Here is an 18,053-nt window from a genome sequence, read left to right as displayed (position 1 = left end):
TCAACAAGTTTTAAAATTCGACATTTTCTATTAAAATAGTACCACTTGCCGCTGAACATATACTGAACATTAGATCTATCAGACACCTGAAACAACTAGGACTTATTACCTGTTTTTCTTATGCAAAAAAGACCCCAGACCCACTTGGACAGTGGTATGGAGTCTTCTGCATATTCTTAATACCGGTCATTGATTACATTGTATTCTCTCGTTCACATACTCAATCTATAAAACCGTGCGGCATTGCCTCCGAATAAAGCCTCATATTCTGCCTCCGACAAACCTGATGGCAACGACTCCAATAAAACCTCCAGAACCTCTGCATATTCACAAGTCGTCAAGCAGACCGGCCAATCGCTGCCGAACATAATTCGGTCCGTTCCGAATGTCTCCACAACATGATGCACGTAAGGAACGAAGTCAAGCCGACTCCATTGTTGCTGATCCGCTTCCGTAACTAAGCCCGACAACTTGCACATCATGCCAGGGAAACGAGCCAGCTCAGACAACTGTTCCTTCCATGGTTCTATCGCTTTCTCGGCAATAAACGGTTTGGCCGCGTGATCGATGACTGCCCGGAGCGAAGGAATGGACTGAAGAACCTTATGCATATCAGGCAGATGTCTTGGCCTCAACTGCAAATCGATGGGGAAACCATCTTCTGCGATTAACCTCAAGTTACGCATGACTCTGCCCTGGAGGATCCAGCCGTCCGGCAAATCCTGCAACATCGGACGAAATCCAACAAACCCCTTATGCCCGCGGAATGTCTGATAATGTTGCTCAAACTCCTCGGAATCCAGATCAAGCCATCCGACCACGCCGGCAATCGACTCCTCCTCCTCGTACAAGGAAAGCATAAATTCCGTCTCTTTCATCGTCGGCGCGGCCTGTACAACGATGGTTCGATCTATGCCATGTTGTTGCAGTGTACGATGCAGAAGAGAGGGCAAATAATCCGCATACAAAATACCCTGTTCCGGAGTTAACCAGCCATAATCCCCGCGCCCTGGTTTCCAATAATGCTGGTGGGCGTCAATCCTCATTTCTTAAACCGAAGAGCATATCCGTGTAATAATAATACGGACCTGGATCAGCCGTATTGGCGGTAGCAACTGGCAAAACATACACCTGGATGGGAGCCCCCTTCTGAATAGCCTCTACCTCCACTTTATAAGTTCCGGCCTCAAGCGTCAACTGGGCCCGCTGTTCCTTGGGAGCGCGATGATAGGCCGGCATAAATTCCAGCGTATGCTGGCAGTCGATCACGATTTTCCCATTGAGCTTAAGCGAAACAGGACCGTCTGCGGCAGCAATAAGGCTAAACTGGCGCTCCGACGGGATATAAAGCGTCGTCGAGGCTTTGTAACACCCATCCGCGTCTGTATTTATTGCCTTGTCCCACTCTAAGCGATTTCCGGGGAACATGGCTTCAACGCCTTCGTTGCTATCAGGTCCCCATACCGTCCAACATGAAGCCCCAATCAGTGTAAACATCACCTTCTCCGTTGCCCACACCGAATTGTCGTGAAGCCTTGTCCAGAGCAAACCAAGTTCTTGGCTGGCCCCCACGAATGCCGGAGCCGTTATGTCCGCAGCCCATTCTATAGACTGGTTCGGGTGCAACACCGTTTCGAGCGTATCCGGTCCCGCCCAGCTCTCAGGCAAGTCCATTGAAAGTTTGCCTGTTATCGTGGTCAATGAACGATTTATTAATGTAACATGTATGGTTTTCTTTTGATTGGCTCCAATCGCCGGTCCTTCGGCACCATACTCCATGATCAGTTCAAGAGCAGGGTTTTGCAAGGTCCCCCGCGGCAGCAAGTAATGATTGGATGTCGCCGACCTTTTCCAAAGCTCCTGAACCTCTCGAAGCGAAACATCCTTTATGCTCCAGCAACTTGGCTCATTGGGATGTACAATGATATCGGCATCAGCAGCAGCCAAAATTTGTTTCCCCATACGAATCGTTCGTAAAGTCAACTCATCCAAATTTTTTGGCGCTGGAAATCCGTTAATCGGCGGACTGACAACGACGCGATCGCCTACCGGCTTCACCCATTTGTCAGGGAGTCCCTCCGGTCCAAGCAGCATCCCCAATATAGCCCCCAGCGTTGCAGCCGTACAGTCGGTATCATATCCGCAGTTAACGGCTTTTAATATCGAATCTTCGAAATCCTCGCCATATAACCAGCCAAGAATGGTAAATGCAATATTTTGAGGAGCATCTGTAAAATTGTCGCTGCCGTGATGCTCAAGAATAAGCGAACGCGTTTCCGTCCAGCTCTTGCCCTCTTGATGCCAACGAATCAAATCTTGTAGTGCCTTGCAGGTGCGGCTATTTGGAGGTATAAACTTCATGCCGATGTCGATCAGTCGGTCTCGGTCCTTTTCGAAGAAAATGGCGCTTTCAATGGCCGCAAAAAACATTTCCCCATATACCCCTTCGCCGCCCGCGTGGTCTACGATTGCATCCTGATAGGCATATGACGCAGCTACTTCCGGTAATCCGGGGGCAACCATCGCCCATATTTCTGATCGGATTGGCGAACCCATGCAGTTAGTAAATGGATTATTAAAGGAGCCGGCAACGGGTGGAATAAGCCCTCTGCGTAAATTGGTTAATGCGTAGCCATATTCATCGAAAGGAAAAAAGATATGGTCCACCCACTCCTGTCCCAGCTCTCGAGCCGTTAATCCGGGACCATACTGTTCGAGCGCATGCAGCCATACGAGTTGAAGATCAAGATCATCATTTTCGAGCGGGCCGTCCGGCAATTCCGGATAAAAGGTTAGCGTTAACAGCTCCTTTACTCCCTCTACCGGCGCCCCCAAAGTACCTCCTATATTTTTTCCCAACCAACCGCCATAAACGATTCGATAATACTCTTGTTCATTCAATATACTCAATCCCATGCCAATTCCTCCATTGCCGGTTTAATTGTTGTAAACGAATTAGCTTGATTATAAGAATATGGCATGATGGAAGCCATGAACTAGATTGAGATGTTTGAAGAGAAATTGTGAATTTTAAACCTTGCTTTTTATACTGAAAACCCAACTTTTTGAACACCTACTATAGTATGATATAATAAAACAATCCTTTCATTAAAGCGCTTTCAACATGAAGCCATATACAGTGCTAAGTTGTTTCTACTATATATATCGATAGGAGCCATTATGTATTATTCGATGTCGCGACTTTCCACCTTGGACGTGAGATGGGCGGATCTGTTTGATGCGGGTACAAACACCACATTCTTCGATCAACATTATAATCCGTATTATGAGTTAATCGTAGTTGCCGATGGAATGGTAAATCTCGAGGCCGGAGGCATCCAAACGGTCTTGCAGCCCGGGGATTCGCTGTTGCTTTGTCCTTGGGAGCAACATAAGGGGGGCGTCTCGGAATTTAAACAGGGGAAGTTTTATTGGGCTCAATTCTCATGTACGCCCGGGATGAACAATTTTGATGTTAATCGCCTATCTGATCTCGACTTTGTCCATGTCGAACGTACCGAGCTTCAGACTGTCGAAATGAGTCATGAAGATCTGCTGATTCTCCCGCGTCTATACCGCAACAAACAATGTTATAAGCTGCTAAGCCGCTTCGAAGACCTGGCGGATACCATGAAGCAGCCTCGGGGTTACTTTCGATTTCAAAGCACATTAATCCTTTCCGAAATGCTTGCCTCCATCGCAACGGATTTCCTGGAACAAAGCCACCTGGACACCAGCTTTCCGGTTTCCTATTTTACGTTTCGCAAGCTGGCCAACCATTTAAATAACGATTACGTATCCGAGCTTAACGGGGAAAACCTTGAACGTACGCTTGATTACAAATACGAGTATCTATGCCAGATATTCAAGAAATACACAGGGATCTCCATGACACGTTATATCCAACTTCTTAGAATTCAAAGAGCCAAACATCTGCTTGACCATACCGGTAAAAACATTCAAGAGATTTCACAAGAAGTCGGGTATTCGGATCCCTTTTATTTCAGCCGTTTATTTAAAAAACTAGAAGGAGTCGCCCCTCAGCATTATCGGGATATCGAACAGAACAAGCCCAACCGATGAGCGGTTGAGCTTGTTTTTTATAGTTTTGCGTACCCAACTCCGGCTCTACAGCCGGATCTCCCGCCCGTGTTCGGCGGATTCGTAGATCGCCGATAGAATCTTGATCATATCGACGCCTTGCTCCGGTACAAAAATCGGCGTTTCGCGGCCGAGCACGCATTCAACGAAGTGACGAATGTTCGCCGTATGTTGAGGAATTGCCGAGCCCGGGAATGCCGGCTTCTGATCGATAAGCGCGCCTGCGGATTCCGTAAAGAGAGTCAGCTTGTCATTCGTGAGATTGAGACCGCCCTTGGTGCCTCTCCACTCGAGAAACTTCTGTTCTTCCGCAATATGGGATGCCCAGCTGAATTCGATCTGAAGCGTTGCCCCGTTATCGAAGCGGATGAAGCCAGCGGCCAAATCTTCGACGTCGAATGTGCCTTCCGGGATCCGACCCGACGCGTCCGGCTGATCCGCAAACTTGCGGTACGTCGCTCCCGATACCGCGACAGGCTTCGGATTGCCGCTCAGCCATATCGCGAGATCAATCATATGCACGCCAAGGTCGATCAATGGACCTCCGCCGGACAGCTCCTTCGTTGTAAACCAGCCGCCGCGCCCCGGAATACCTCGGCGTCGAATCCAGCCGCAACGCCCCGTGTAGAGCTCTCCGAGCTCGCCTTGCTCGATGATTCTCTTCGCGAACTGCGCTTCCTCGCTGAATCGGTTGTTGCGCATCGTCATCAACAGCTTGCCCGAAGCTTTGGCGGCATCCGCCATCTTTTGCGCTTCGACCGGATTTACCGCATCCGGTTTCTCGCAAAATACATGCTTGCCTTTCTGCAACGCTGCGATGGCAATCTCCGAATGATACAGGTTAGGAGTGCTGATTCCGACGACATCAATGGAAGGATCGGCAAGAAGCTCCCGATAATCATCGTAGACCTTCGCCTCGGGAAAGTCCTTTGCCGCCGCTTCTGCCGAAGCGCGCAACGAGTCGCAGAAGGCGACAATTTCAACTTCCTTATGCGACAACCATCCCGGAAGATGCGCCCACTTATAAATTCCGCCGGTGCCGACCACGCCTACTTTTAGCGCCGTCATTATTGCCCCTTAATGCTCTCTAGCGGCTTGGCATTGCCATAGACCGGGTAGTCACGCTGCACGGGCGCCGCCCACTTAACGGCATTGGAGATTACCCTGCGTACCTGCGGGTTGTAGTAAGTCGGGAACGTCTCATGCCCCGGCCGGAAGTAAAACACCTTGCCTGCCCCGCGCGTATAACAACAGCCGCTGCGGAACACTTCGCCTCCTTCGAACCAACTCACCATAACAAGCTCGTCCGGCTCCGGTATATCGAAGTGTTCGCCGTACATCTCTTCCTGCGGAAGTTCAATGTATTCGCCGATTCCCTCCACGATCGGGTGGCCAGGCTTAACGACCCAGATTCGTTCCTTCTCGTTCGCTTCCCTCCACTTCAAGTCGCAGGAGGTGCCCATCAGCTTTTTGAATATTTTGGAGAAATGGCCCGAATGCAATACAATCAGTCCCATTCCCTTGAGTACGCGGTCATACACTCTGTTGACAATTTCGTCCTGCACCTCGCCATGCGCCGTATGCCCCCACCAGAGAAGCACATCCGTCCGGTCCAGTACTTCGTTCGTCAAACCATGTTCCTCATCGTCCAAGGTTGCGATTGTGATCTCGCCCGTTACGTCAAGACCCTCTGCAATCGCTGTATGCATGCCCTCCGGATAAACAGAAGCTACCTTTTCATTCGTTTTCTCATGACGGTATTCGTTCCATACGGTTACATGAATATGCTGGCTCATTCGTCTAATCTCCCCTTTGATCAACTTCCTCTCCATTTTAATAGAGGAACGATCTCCGTTCGATTACCGAATCTATTTAATTTATACGGTATTCTGTCATGATCTTTATCAAATTTCGGGGCGAAATTACGATGCCTATCGGGCTTCTCCGTCAATGATGCAAGCGATCTGCCGCGCAGTATCGTACACGGCCTGCAGACCGTTGCCGGCATAGGGACTGATCTCCGCGGTCAGCGACTCGCTGTAGCCAATCTCCTGCAGCGCGGTGCGCACGGCTGACCAATTGACATCGCCGGCCAGCAGCGGCACGAAACCGCCAAACGTGCCGACGGCAGGTCTGAAATCCTTGACATGCACACGGAAAATGCGCTGACCCAGAATGCGAATCCACTGCTCGGGATAACCATATTTCAATACGTTGCCCACATCGAAATAAACGCCAATATGGGACGATTGCAGCTCATCCACATAACGGGCCATCTCCAGCGGTGACAGCAGGAAATGATTCCAGACGTTTTCCACGCCTATCCGCACGCCGCGCGCCTCGGCTGCCTTGGACAACAGGTTCAGCTCGGCCTGGCTGCGTTCGTAACATGCGTCATAGCTCGTATCCGGATCAACCTTCCCGGGTACGACCAGCACCGTATCAATCTCCAGCGCCTCGGCCAGCTCCAGCTGTTTGGAGATGACTTCGCGGCCCTGTCCCCGCACCCCGGCGTCCGCCGACGACAACGGACAGCCCCATAACAATCCGGTGGATAGGCTGCGCAGCTTGATGCCGTGCGCTTCCGCCTGACGCCTGATTGCCTTTGCTTCTTCCGGAGTCGTATCTGTCGTCAAACCGACATTGCCTGGCTCATATACATTCAGCTCTACCGTGTCAAAGCCCGCCTTCCGGCTGACGGCAAATACTTCCTCCAGCGGTGTCTGGTTCGGAAAACACCATTGATTGACGCCCTTCAACATACGCAGTCATCGCTCCTTTTTTAAATCTGCATTGTCTTTTCGAATACCGCCCCTTACAGAGCGACTGCTTTTCCCGAATCCGCCGATTCGTTGGCAGCGAGCGTGACGCGCAGCGTCTCTACCGCCTCGGCATAGTCGCCCAACACCAGATCCTGCCGCTTGGCTGCAACCGCCTCGACAAATGCCTTATTTTGCAGATAATAGAAGTCATCGCGCGAAACCTCCGTGATGTGCTGTTCGGCGTCGATAAATTTTAAAGTATTGCCGTTAATCGACAGGTAGAAATCCGGTCCAAAAAACTCGACCTCACCTCGATTGAAGTGATTGGACAAGCAGGTGCTCGTAATATTGCCCACCCCTCCGGACGCCAGGACGAACGAGACCGCCCCCACATCATAAGCGGTTGCCTCCGGATCGGTCTGCTTAATATGAGTTTGCGCATGGAAAGCGTGAACAGAAGAAATTTCTCCTGCCAAATAGCGAACCAAATCGAGTTGATGCGTCGACTGCTCGACAAGCTGGCCGCCGGACATCTCCATGCGCGTCCACCATGCCATCGGCGGCTTTCCGCCGATCCGATAGGCTTGCACGAGGGAAATTTTTTTATCCTGCAAATAAGCTTTGGCCTTCTGCACAATATCCAGATAACGCAGGCAATAACCAGAGGAATGAACGACACCTGAGCCAAGGATCTGCGCCTCCCATTCCTTCGCCTGCTCCATGTTTAGCGCGACCGGTTTTTCGGCCAGCACGGCGATTCCTTTTTGCGCGGCCAATACTTCCGCCCCGTCGCGCGCAAAAGGCGGCGAGCAGACAAATACGGCATCTACCTGGCCGGAATCGAGCAGTTGCTCCACGCTTGCGTACGCCGCCGCCTCATACTTGTCCGCGATCTCTGCCGCTCTATTCGGATTGACATCAAAGATTGCGGTAATCTTGGCCGGATGGATGCGTTGAAGTGTGTTCATATGGTGCTCGGCGATACCTCCTGCGCCGATAAAACCGATTCTAACTGTCATGTGTAAACTCTCCTCCTGGTTATCATCCTTCGACGGGCAACTGCTAACCGTCTCTATTGATCAGCATAGAATATATGAATCAGGCTGTAGTTATCGAAAACGCTCAATTATTTACACAAAAAAACAGGCATCCCCTCCCGAAATTAGGGAAGGATGCCTGCTTTGAGGGGATTTCAACCGAAATTGATCTGCTGGGTTTTGCGCCATTGAGACGGGGACATGCCCTCCAGCTTACGAAACCATTGCGAAAAAGAATGCAGCCGCTCGAAGCCGATCTGACGGGCGATCTCATTAAGCTCCTTGTCCGAGGAATTTAGCAGCCATTTGGCTTCGGCCATACGGCATTGCTGCTGATAACGCTTCGGGCTCATATGGTAGACCTGCTCGAACAAACGCCGGAATCCGCTCTCGGCCATTCCCGCCAGCTGCGCCAGATCCGAAATCTGCAGTCCCTTGTCCAAATTCTCACGGATAAAATCGGCGGCTTTGGCAATCGAGATCGGCTGTTGCCCGGTTTGCGAATGCTCAAGCAGAAACAAGAGCAGCACTTCGATCCAGGCGCGATAAGCGCAGGCCGTCTCCTTGAGCGGTGTGGAGAACAAGCGCAGCCATTCGCGGAACAGCGCCTCAAAGCGCTCTTTGTCCAGACGGGACAACCGGAAGATTCGCGGCTCTCCGTTGATATGAAATCGATTTAACAGCTCGACGACCGCAGGCGGGCAATGCTCCAGTTGGATCAGGCCAAAGCGATTGCGACCCATTCCTTCGAAGCGATGCGGGAGATCGGGCGGCACGATGATGATATGGCCAGTCTCCAGATCGCTTCTGCCCTGCAGCCATTCCACCGCTCCGCTACCTTCCAACAGGATAGTGATCTCCAGAGAAGGATGAACGTGAAAGCCTTCATCCGCCCAACTTTGATCCGCATTACCGATAAAGCTGCGCGCCTGCATATCTTTCTCCATCATCGCTTACCCTCCTGCCGCTAATTCGGATCTCCACAACTATATACATGTTATGACGCTCCGATTTTGCGGTCAAGCGGTAAATGCTTTTCTAATCAAACAAGCGAGGTTAGGCGCAGATGCCAGATGATGCGGCTATAAGAGGGAGGAAGCTCCCCTTCGCCTTCCAGCCGGCCGCACAGTCCCCCGGCTCCATCGGGAACAACAGAAACGCGATGCCAGCTTCCGCCGCCTCTCTCATAATCAAATGTTTCGCCATCGTCATCGTAAAGCATGCACATTCCCGGCGCATCGCCAAAATGGACCAGATGCAGCTCCGTCTTCGCGCCGTTCGACGGCATATGCGACAACGGCGGCATCATCGGAATGATCGCGCCTTCCCTGACAAACACCGGAATATGCTCCACACCCGACGCAACGCGAATAATTGTTCCGCCGTTATAACGTATACCGGACTCCAATCCGTACCATACGCCCTCCGGCAGCAGCACTTCCCGCTCCGACTCTCCCTCGACAAGCGGAGCAACAACCATATCGTTGCCATACATATATTGATCGTCCCATTCCCTCGCCCTGCGTTTGCCATATGCTCCTGCAGTCGTGTCCAGCGCTCCGGCCCCTTCTCCGCTCGCGGCGGAGAGTTGCCCGGGAGGGATCTCGAAGCTCATCGCGCGGATCGGCGGAATTCCCTTCTCCCGATATTCCGCGAATGCGGTGTAAAGATAGGGAAGCAACCGCATCCGAAGCCGGATATAATGGCGCACGACGCCTTCAACTTCGGGGAAGCTCCACGGCTTCGTGCCATCCCCCCATGCGTTAAGCATCGCAAGCGGCGAGAAACATACGGTTTGCATTCGTCTCGCCCAATCCTCGGCATTGCGCGCCTTCCGCACTTCCGGCGTCCAGAGCAGCCCGCAATAAGAGGCGTTGCAGAGCGCCCTGATGAACTGCTTGTGATCATACAGGTCGGAATAAAGCGCATAAGGCAGCGATGAAGTGCCTGCGCCGGACGCCCGGACAAGCCCGTAAGTCCTTCGATTTTCGGCGCGGTAGAGGTCATAGGTCATTTTCTGGAACATCAGGCCGTAGAGCTGGCGCATGCTCTCGCCGTCAAGCCCCGACGGGAAGCGCGCGTGGTCCGGGAACATCCAGGCATTGTTCGTAAGCTCGCTGCCGTCGCACTCGTCCAGCTTGTAGCCGGCTACGCCAAGCGAGACATGTTCCCGCAGATGATGTTCCTTATACGCCGCCCTTGCTTCGGTCAGAGCATAGTCGGGAGCAATGCCGCCCCATACCGTATGAGAGCCGGACATTGGACGAAGCTTCGAGTACATGCCGCTGTCCGGCGACAAGTAGGGATGCTCCCACAGATTGATGCGGAAGCCCGCCTCTCCCATCCGCCGCACGAATGATGGAGGATCGGGAAAACGCCCGCCGTCCCATTCGCCCGTAACGGGATAGCTGCGGCTATGCCAGCCCGGCTCCAGCCCGATCACATCGCAAGGGACATCCCGCTCCCGGTATTCCAGCGCCTCCCGCAGCGCTTCTTCGTCGGTATGGAGCGTCGGCACGCGATGCCAGAAGCCGAGCCCCCACTTGGGCGGCAGCGCTCCGCCGCCGCAATACAAATTGTAGCGGGCCACTGCGTCACGCAATTTCGGCCCGCCGAATACATAGAGGAATGCGCCATCAGACGGCAGCTTGATTTCCACGCGCGGAGACGGCATCGTCGCCCTCCACTCCGGGTCAAGATTGCGATCCCGTATCCACTCCGTATCTGTATCCGATGTCAGCAGCGTCGAACCGAGATGCATCGTCACAATACGGGATGTATCCACCAGCACGCCATACCCCTTATCGCTAACATAAAAAGGGACAGGAGCATGCGTTTCGCCCGTATCTTGTTTGGGGTCGCTGTTAACGCGCAGATAGCGAGTCCTGCCCCGTTGATTGGAACGCATAAACTGCAAGCCTGTGCCATACAACCGCTCTTGCCCATCGAGCGGCAGAACCATCAGCTTGGCGTTATTGCCGCATTCCTCCACTGTAATATCGCTCCACCGAAACGGCGGCGGAGTCGCCTCCATAAGGCCGAGGGCCGCTATGTCCGGCTCGGCTCCAATTAACGCCAGCGGCGCAAGCCCCTCCGGGCTGCCGATGCGGAGCCGCCATACGCCGGGCGCGACCTCCTTCCAACTCGTCGCGGCGTCAGAGGTTTGGTATTCGTACGCGTCATTCTCGTTAGACATGGCGCACCCCCTCCTTTGCCGGAAGCTCTATTGCCGTCCTCGTTCCACTCTTGGCTGCCATTTTCGTAAAATAGACAAGCGCCTGCGTCCGCAAGTAGTCGCCGGCGTTTGTCTCCGCTTCTCTGCCTTCTGCGAGAGAGGCAAGAAATTCGCCCAAGGCGTCGCTCTGCTGCATATCGTCAAATTCCGTGATCATCTTGACCTCATCGTCCGAATATACGGAAATGATGCCATTGTCGAGCAATAACGCTCCCTTCGTTCCTTCTATACGCCAAACTCCGCACCACGGGGTCATCGGCCCTCGGGACGCGATTGTCGCGGAATAAAGGACCGGTATGCCCCCCTCCAGCTCGATAATCGCCATCGTCTGAAGCATGGCGCCTTCCTCTTGCCATCCGCCGGATGGATTGAACATGCCCGCCTGGACAGCGACGCCTTCGCGGCCCGTCAAATACCGAAGCAGATCCAGATGGTGGACGCCAATATCGTCAAGCACCGATACCGCGTAATCGCGCTTCACCCGGTGATATCGCCGAAATGCAATATCGACAGTCGAAATTTCCCCGATCGCGCCTTCTTCCAGCAACGCCTTCAGCTTGCGGATGTAGGGGAAATGCCGATAATTCTCCGCAATCATAAACGGAATCCCCTCGCGTTCCGCCCTTGCCACGATTTCCATCGATTCGGCATAATCAAACGAAATCGGCTTCTCGCAAAGGACCGGCAGCCCCCGGTCGAAGGCCGCGTTGTTGATCGCCGTATGCGCGGCGGGCGGAGTAACATTAACAACAAAATCCGGCCGTTCGTTCTTAAGCGCCTCCTCCAGCGACGTATAAAAAGGGACGGGATCGTCTCCAAGCTTCGCCTGTCGCGCAGGGTCTTTTTCGACGACGGCCAGCAGAATTCCCCTGCTGCGCAGTCGCTTATACCAGCCCAAACCCGCTTCCCCTAACCCTGCCAAAATAGCCTTCATATTTGTCCATCTCCTTGCGCAAAGCGTTATGCCGCCCTATCCGCCCGCACGCATGCAGCCCCGCCTCCCTCTTGCAAGGGAACACATGGGGCTGCAATGGCGGTGGGCTTCAAGCCGTGTTCCTTTTCGTGCCTTGTACGGTCAAACCGTGGTTTATCGAATGTTCTTCCGCTTTGCCGTCGCGTGCTGGCTTGGGTGGCGTTCGGAACCGGCATGGCACCACAACGCCACAATGGGCTCCGTCTCGCTCGAGCAGAGGTGGTGATCTTCGCCGGGCTCAATGATAACGATATCTCCCATCCGGACCTCATGTTGCTCCCCTTCGACTTCCATCACGCCGCGCCCCTGCAAAATGACAAACGCCTCCCTGTCGGCATGGACATGGATATCCTTGCCGCCGGGACCGTCGCTTGTATGGCTCCGCTCCCCTGGCGCGGCGAACGCGAGCCCTCCCGAATAAAGATAACGCCCGGGCAGCAGGCCATTAAGAAAATGTCCGGTTTCCTCTGTCCGCAAATCATTCAACGAAAGCCTGATCATTCGCCGCATTCTCCTTTCATTGCCGGCTTGCCGCCGCTAACCTGCGTCGCCGCGCAAAATATGATCGATTGCTCCGAGCTCCTCGTCCGTAAACGAGGCCTGGCTCAGAAACTTAGCAATATCGTCAATCTGCTCCGCCTTGCTCGCGCCGATCAGCGCGGAGGCGACGCGTCCCCGCCGCAACACCCAGGCCACCGCCATCTGCGCCAGACTTTGTTGTCGCTGATGGGCAAGCTCCTGCAGCTTGCGCGACTTCGCGAGCTTCGCTTCGGTAATATCCTCGCGGCCCAGGAACACGCTGGCGCCCGCCGCCCTCGAGTCCGCCGGAACGCCGTCCAGGTAACGATCCGTCAGCAGCCCGCGAGCCAGGGGACTGTAAGCGATCGTGCCAACGCCGGCCTCCTCCAGCACATCCTGCAAGCCCTCCTCCAGCGTCCGCTCGTACATGGAATAGTGGCATTGATGGATCAGGCAAGGCGTCCCCAGCCCGCGCAAAATAGCGATGGCTTCCCGCGCTTGCACGGGTCCATAGTTGGAGATGCCGACATACAGCGCTTTGCCCTGGCGCACTGCCTGGTCCAGCGCCAGCATCGTTTCCTCCAGCGGCGTCTCCGAGTCGTATTTGTGCGAATAAAAAATATCGACATAATCCATATGAAGCCGCTTCAGACTCTGGTCGAGGCTTGCCAGCATGCTCTTGCGCGACCCTCGCTCGCCGTAAGGCCCCGGCCACATCCGATAGCCGGCTTTGGTAGCCACGATCATCTCGTCCCGATAAGCGGAAAAATCCTGACGCCACAATTGTCCGAACGTCTCCTCGGCTGATCCCGGCGGCGGCCCGTAATTGTTCGCCAGGTCAAAGTGCGTAATGCCGAGGTCGAAGGCGCGGCGCAGCATGATTCTGCCATTCTCCACCGCATCCACGCCGCCAAAATTATGCCACAGCCCAAGCGTTATCGCCGGCAGCTTCAGCCCGCTTCTGCCGCATCGGTTATACTTCATCGTCTCGTAACGCTCGCTTGACCCTGCGTAGTTGTTCATCTCAAACTTCCCCCTTCCGCGTATCACTGCTTTAAAGGTATCACCATGTTCCATGTGTCGGAAGCGTCCATAAAACCGTCGCTGCCGTTCGAGACGGCAGCGAACAAATGGGTCGGCTTGCCGTTCTGGAACAGCAGGAACGGCCGCTCCAGATTGCCCAGCGTCCGCACCGTGCCGTCATCGAAACGCACCGTGCGGGAATAGCTTTGCGGCTGCTCATGCAAGCTCCATTGCAGCCCGTCCGGCGACCCGGCGTAGATGCCGGCGTATGTTTCTCCGCATAGATGACCTTCCATATCTTTCGCGATCAAGCTGTATCCTTCGGCTGTTTGCCAGATGAACGGGTCCTCGATATGGAATGACTCCGGCGGAAACACCGGCTCATCGCTCAGCACCCGGTACGGCCCCTCGTAATGATCCGCATGCGCGACGCCAATCGTCATGCCGCCATGCAGATTGCCTTCGTATCGGCGAGCCTTGTAGATCAGCAGCACGGAACCGTCATCCCGAACGCACGGAGCCGGATTGGAAGTCAAAAAGCTGTCGAATCGACCGGGACGCGTCGGCAATATCGGTTCGTCCGCTCTGCGCCACGGACCCAATACGCTGTCCGCGATAGCCAGCCCTACCCGTTTGTTCGCCCGCGCCACGATACATTGCGGATCGGTTAAGCCAAAGTTCCCGGGCGGCTCCGGATCGCCAAGCGGGTGGGTCGAGCCCGTATAATAAAGCAAATATTTGTTGTTGTGCTTGACGATATGGGGGTTGTGCGTGCAGCGCCCGTCCCAATATTCCGCCCCCCTCGCCGGAAGCACCACCTCGCGGAATCGATAAGGTCCCTCGGGCGTATCCGAGTCCGCCCTGACAATCTCCGAAGCCGTCATCCAGCCGGGATGCATCGGCAGCGTCTTCGGCCAGCGCGAGGCGAACATATGGAATTTTCCGTCCTCTCCCTGCACGACGGAACCGCACCATACCCAATAACCTTCCATCCGGAAGCCGCCGTCACGCGGAGCCGGCAGCATTGCGCTAGTATGCATGAAACGTTCCTCCATATCCGACATCACGCCGCGACGGCCGCCAGCCACGCGCCGCTGCCTGAAATCCAATTTTCCCGCCTTGTTTTGCCCATGTATAATCGCTATTGCCGAGAATCATGATTTTCCCCTCCTGTTGCATCAAGCATCAATAACTAGACTGCTCCACAACGACTCCTAACTTATGGAGTCGATACGATATTTCGGGCAGCCGGCTGAACATTCATCAGCTAGCTATGCCCAGCTGGGTTAGCGCACATCGGACATCAGCGACACTTAGCGCACGAAATCAGCACATCTCAAATTCTAATGGACATCAGCGACGCTTAGAGGGACCAATCAGCACTTCGCAAATTCTAAAGGACATCTGTACGCTTAGAGGGACCAATCTGCGGTTTTCGCCACTGTTAGCCTTCTAAGAGTCGTATATGAGGTTGTCTATTAATTGTAAAAAGGTGAAATTTCGAGCAAGTGTCCGGTCAGAAATGAACGGGTGCAACTGCAACGGAAATGAAAGGCGTTATTTCAGCAAAAAGCAGCACTTAGCAAATCTAACGGAACTGACAGCCCTTATGATGGGTAAAAGTCCGCGATTTGCCTAGATTTCTCACGAATAACGTCGCAGGGTTCCGTTAGATTTTAATATCACGCCAAACGATCCATATAAGGGCCCACATTTCCGTTAACAATTTGGCGATGATTGATTGCAGCTTCATTTCCAGTTTTGCACACAATGAATCGACGACCTCGCATATGTCCGTTAAAAATACGAGCTCCACTAAATGTGGCGCTAAGGTGCAGATTTGTCCGTTAAAGATTCGCTTTCCAGTCGACATAGGCGCTGCCGGCGGACAAGCTGCCGGCAGCGCATAACTTCGTTTGCAGCTAGCATGGCAGCACCTAGCTCTGGCAGCGCACTGCGCCGACAGCGCACAGCGTCGGCAGAGCTTGCGCCTCTATCGCCGCTAAGGCGTATTCAGTCCTACATCGCCGGCTACCAGCGGCCGATTTAGCAGAGGAGCGCCGGAATATTCGTCCGCTCCCACATCCGCTGTCGCCCGCGCTTGACCATCCATATCCTGCAGCACGAACGCGTATGTTCCCACAGCGGCGTCAATTGCCGGGCTGCTCGCGGACAGCTTCTGGATGCCGCTCACCGTAGTTAGCAGCGGATTAATATTTCGGATCTGCCCCGAGCTGCGCGATACGTTACTAATGGTGCTGCCATACCCGATGTTGCCCTGAAACAGCGTATTCGTTGTCGCCGCCTCGTAAAAAAGCGTGCCGGTGCTGTTGCGCACGATATTGTTCGCAACGACGGAATCTTGCGGCGCATCCGCTTTGCCCGAGCCGACCACGATTCCGGTAGCGCTATTGACAATCGTATTGTTGACGATAAGCGCCCGGTACACCTTCCATTGCTTGCGCAATTCTTCCACCGTCGGACTTGGAGGGGAGCCTCCGGTACCGCCGTCGAAGTCGCCGTTCGGCAAGTAGATCGCTTCGCCTGTCAAATTTTCAAAGTAGTTGTTATAAATTTTGTGGTCATTGCCGAACAACCGGATACCTTCCTGATCCGACTCCACTCCGTCCCCTAGAAAGAAGTTGCCGTATACGCTGTTGTTATGACCATGCCGCAGCGTCAGGCTGCCCTTGGACGTGCGGAACGTATTAAAGCGAATCGTATTGCTGCTGCTCTTGACCGAGACGATTTCCGGCTCGCCATCGCAATTTTCAAATACATTGTATTGAATCGTGTTATAGCCGTGGGACAGTGTTAGGCCGGACAAACCGAGCCGGATCGTCTCTTTGCCGTTGGTTACCCATGGGCCGACATCATGGAAATAGTTGTATTCGATTATATCGTGTTGCGAAATTTGCCCCGATCCGCTTTGCCCCTCATAAGCGATCAGAGGGTTGGTGTCGCTCTTTGGCCCGAAGTCGTTGCGGTCGATGCGGTTATGATGGCTGTTTGTGCCCCGCACTTGCAGCCACATCAGGTCTCCGCCCGAGCTTGGGAGCGCAAACGCATTGCGGGTCAACCGCACATGGTTCGAACCTTCCAACACGACTGCTCCATTGGTTGTGTTCGTAAACTTTAATCCGTCCAGCACCACATGCGAGGCGTTTTCGACGCGGAAGCCCGACGCTCCCGAGATGATGGCCTGACCGCGGTTTTTTGCTTTAATGACGATTGGCGCGTTGGCAGTGCCGTTTTTATTCAGAACAGTAAAAGGGCTAGTACGCGAGTACGTACCGTTTGCCAGCACGATCGTTTTGCCCGCCGAAGCAGTTGCAAGCTCGGCAGCCAACTGCGTGGAGTTGCTTACTTCGACTACTGTCCCTTCGCTGCCGCTGCCACTTGAAGCGCTGCCATAAATTTCGACCTCGGTTATGCTATTCCAGGCGTTTACCGAGTTGCCGTGGCCAACAATTCGAACGTAACGGACGGGGGCAACATCGGCAAAATCAAATGTCTGCAAGCTGTTGCTCAAACTGCTGACCGCTCCCGAAAGCGCCGTGCTGAAGTTGTAGCCGTCATAGGAAGTTTGGATATCAAAGGTGAAAGCTCGCGATGCCCCGTTAAAAAAGGCGATCTTCACGTACTCCACTCGCTTGCTTGATCCCAAGCCGTATTGGACCCACTCCCCGTCGCCGCTTGCCGACCATCGCGTTCCGAGATCGCCGTCGATTGTATGTGCGACGATATTGCCGTCATCTCCGCTGGCCATTAGCTGCGGCACGCTAACCGTCAGCTTGCTTGCGCCCGGAGGAGGGCCGCTTGCGGTGCCGTACAGTTCAACTTCGGTATAGCTGTTCCACAGGTTGGAGGAGTTGCCGTATCCGACAATCCGCACATAGCGGACAGGATCGACATCCGGAAAGTCGAATGTTTGCAGGCCATCCGCAAGGCTGCTCACAACTCCTCTGCTGACGGTCGTGAAGGCGGAACCGTCCGTAGACGTCAAAATATCAAAAGTAGAGGTGCGGCTTGACCCATTCAGAAAAGCAATTTTGATGTAAGACAGTTTGCTGTTTACGCCCAAATCGTACTGAATCCATTCCCCGATGCCTTGACTCGACCAACGTGTGCCGAAATCGCCGTCCACCGTGTTGGCCGGAACGTTGCCGTCATGCCCGCTCGCCGTCACGCTGGAGCTGCCAATTGCGAACTTCGCATCGGCCGCCCCTGCCGCTCCCGGCATTAACGCAAACAGCATACAGAACAAAATAACGCACGTCATACTTTTGGTTCTCATGATTCATTTTTCATCCTTTCACAGTGAATTGATGGTTATTGAATCATTGCCTTCGTTTCCGTCAGCACCTCCTCTCAAGAGTATGGAAGCCGGGAGGATCAGCCTG

At 53.9% G+C, this 18,053-nt stretch carries 15 protein-coding genes; 1 reads left to right on the top strand and 14 read right to left on the bottom strand.

All coding sequences use genetic code 11. From position 1 onward, the window contains the following. Positions 1–212: 212 nt before the first annotated feature. Both KJW29_RS01050 and KJW29_RS01045 read right to left on the bottom strand, forming a co-directional pair. Positions 213–1,046: an amidohydrolase family protein gene (locus KJW29_RS01050; RefSeq protein WP_214628421.1), complete on the bottom strand. Its 834-nt coding sequence runs from the start codon at positions 1,044–1,046 to the stop codon at positions 213–215. Further along, entirely contained in the window at positions 1,036–2,916 is a 1,881-nt protein-coding gene (locus KJW29_RS01045; protein ID WP_214628420.1) for an ADP-ribosylglycohydrolase family protein, read from the bottom strand. The genes KJW29_RS01050 and KJW29_RS01045 overlap by 11 nt, the downstream gene beginning before the upstream one ends. Before the next feature lie 264 nt (positions 2,917–3,180). Between KJW29_RS01045 and KJW29_RS01040 the strand changes: the two genes are divergently transcribed. Further along, positions 3,181–4,083 carry an AraC family transcriptional regulator gene (locus tag KJW29_RS01040; protein ID WP_214628419.1) on the top strand — a complete coding sequence of 301 codons (903 nt, stop codon included), beginning with the start codon at positions 3,181–3,183 and terminating at the stop codon, positions 4,081–4,083. 45 nt (positions 4,084–4,128) lie between these two features. Here the strand turns inward: KJW29_RS01040 and KJW29_RS01035 are convergent, their stop codons facing one another. The 12 genes from KJW29_RS01035 to KJW29_RS00985 all read right to left on the bottom strand — a co-directional run bounded on the left by KJW29_RS01035 (position 4,129) and on the right by KJW29_RS00985 (position 17,947). Next, a complete protein-coding gene (locus tag KJW29_RS01035) occupies positions 4,129–5,169 on the bottom strand; it encodes a Gfo/Idh/MocA family protein (RefSeq protein ID WP_214628418.1) in 1,041 nt (346 codons plus the stop codon). Beyond that, positions 5,169–5,897 carry a ThuA domain-containing protein gene (locus KJW29_RS01030; protein WP_214628417.1) on the bottom strand — a complete coding sequence of 243 codons (729 nt, stop codon included), beginning with the start codon at positions 5,895–5,897 and terminating at the stop codon, positions 5,169–5,171. Before KJW29_RS01030 ends, KJW29_RS01035 begins: the two co-directional genes overlap by 1 nt. Before the next feature lie 135 nt (positions 5,898–6,032). Further along, a complete protein-coding gene (locus tag KJW29_RS01025; RefSeq protein WP_214628416.1) occupies positions 6,033–6,863 on the bottom strand; it encodes a sugar phosphate isomerase/epimerase family protein in 831 nt (276 codons plus the stop codon). A 53-nt stretch (positions 6,864–6,916) separates the two neighbouring features. Further along, entirely contained in the window at positions 6,917–7,882 is a 966-nt protein-coding gene (locus KJW29_RS01020; RefSeq protein ID WP_214628415.1) for a Gfo/Idh/MocA family protein, read from the bottom strand. A 173-nt stretch (positions 7,883–8,055) separates the two neighbouring features. Next, the gene (locus KJW29_RS01015; protein ID WP_214628414.1) at positions 8,056–8,850 is read right to left on the bottom strand and encodes a helix-turn-helix domain-containing protein; all 795 of its coding nucleotides are present in this window, start codon (positions 8,848–8,850) and stop codon (positions 8,056–8,058) included. A 92-nt stretch (positions 8,851–8,942) separates the two neighbouring features. Further along, the gene (locus KJW29_RS01010) at positions 8,943–11,096 is read right to left on the bottom strand and encodes a TIM-barrel domain-containing protein (protein ID WP_214628413.1); all 2,154 of its coding nucleotides are present in this window, start codon (positions 11,094–11,096) and stop codon (positions 8,943–8,945) included. Next, on the bottom strand, positions 11,089–12,069 hold the full coding sequence (locus KJW29_RS01005; protein ID WP_214628412.1) for a Gfo/Idh/MocA family protein: 981 nt from the start codon (positions 12,067–12,069) through the stop codon (positions 11,089–11,091). Before KJW29_RS01005 ends, KJW29_RS01010 begins: the two co-directional genes overlap by 8 nt. Before the next feature lie 153 nt (positions 12,070–12,222). Next, entirely contained in the window at positions 12,223–12,609 is a 387-nt protein-coding gene (locus tag KJW29_RS01000) for a cupin domain-containing protein (protein ID WP_214628411.1), read from the bottom strand. Positions 12,610–12,645: 36 nt separating this feature from the next. Continuing rightward, positions 12,646–13,650, bottom strand: coding sequence for an aldo/keto reductase (locus tag KJW29_RS00995; protein WP_214628410.1), 1,005 nt, complete (start codon positions 13,648–13,650; stop codon positions 12,646–12,648). A gap of 23 nt (positions 13,651–13,673) precedes the next feature. Next, positions 13,674–14,690, bottom strand: a complete 1,017-nt coding sequence (locus KJW29_RS00990; RefSeq protein ID WP_246608530.1) for a glycoside hydrolase family protein — start codon at positions 14,688–14,690, stop codon at positions 13,674–13,676. Then, complete coding sequence (locus KJW29_RS36400; RefSeq protein WP_281426307.1) at positions 14,680–14,808, bottom strand: hypothetical protein; 129 nt, start codon at positions 14,806–14,808, stop codon at positions 14,680–14,682. The genes KJW29_RS00990 and KJW29_RS36400 overlap by 11 nt, the downstream gene beginning before the upstream one ends. An 844-nt stretch (positions 14,809–15,652) precedes the next feature. Then, complete coding sequence (locus KJW29_RS00985) at positions 15,653–17,947, bottom strand: chondroitinase-B domain-containing protein (RefSeq protein WP_214628409.1); 2,295 nt, start codon at positions 17,945–17,947, stop codon at positions 15,653–15,655. Positions 17,948–18,053: the final 106 nt, after the last annotated feature.

The organism is Paenibacillus agaridevorans (assembly GCF_018604145.1).
GTDB classification, from domain to species: Bacteria; Bacillota; Bacilli; order Paenibacillales; family Paenibacillaceae; genus Pristimantibacillus; species Pristimantibacillus agaridevorans.
Note: the sequence above shows the minus strand (reverse complement) of the source record. Positions and strands in the feature narration are given on the sequence as shown.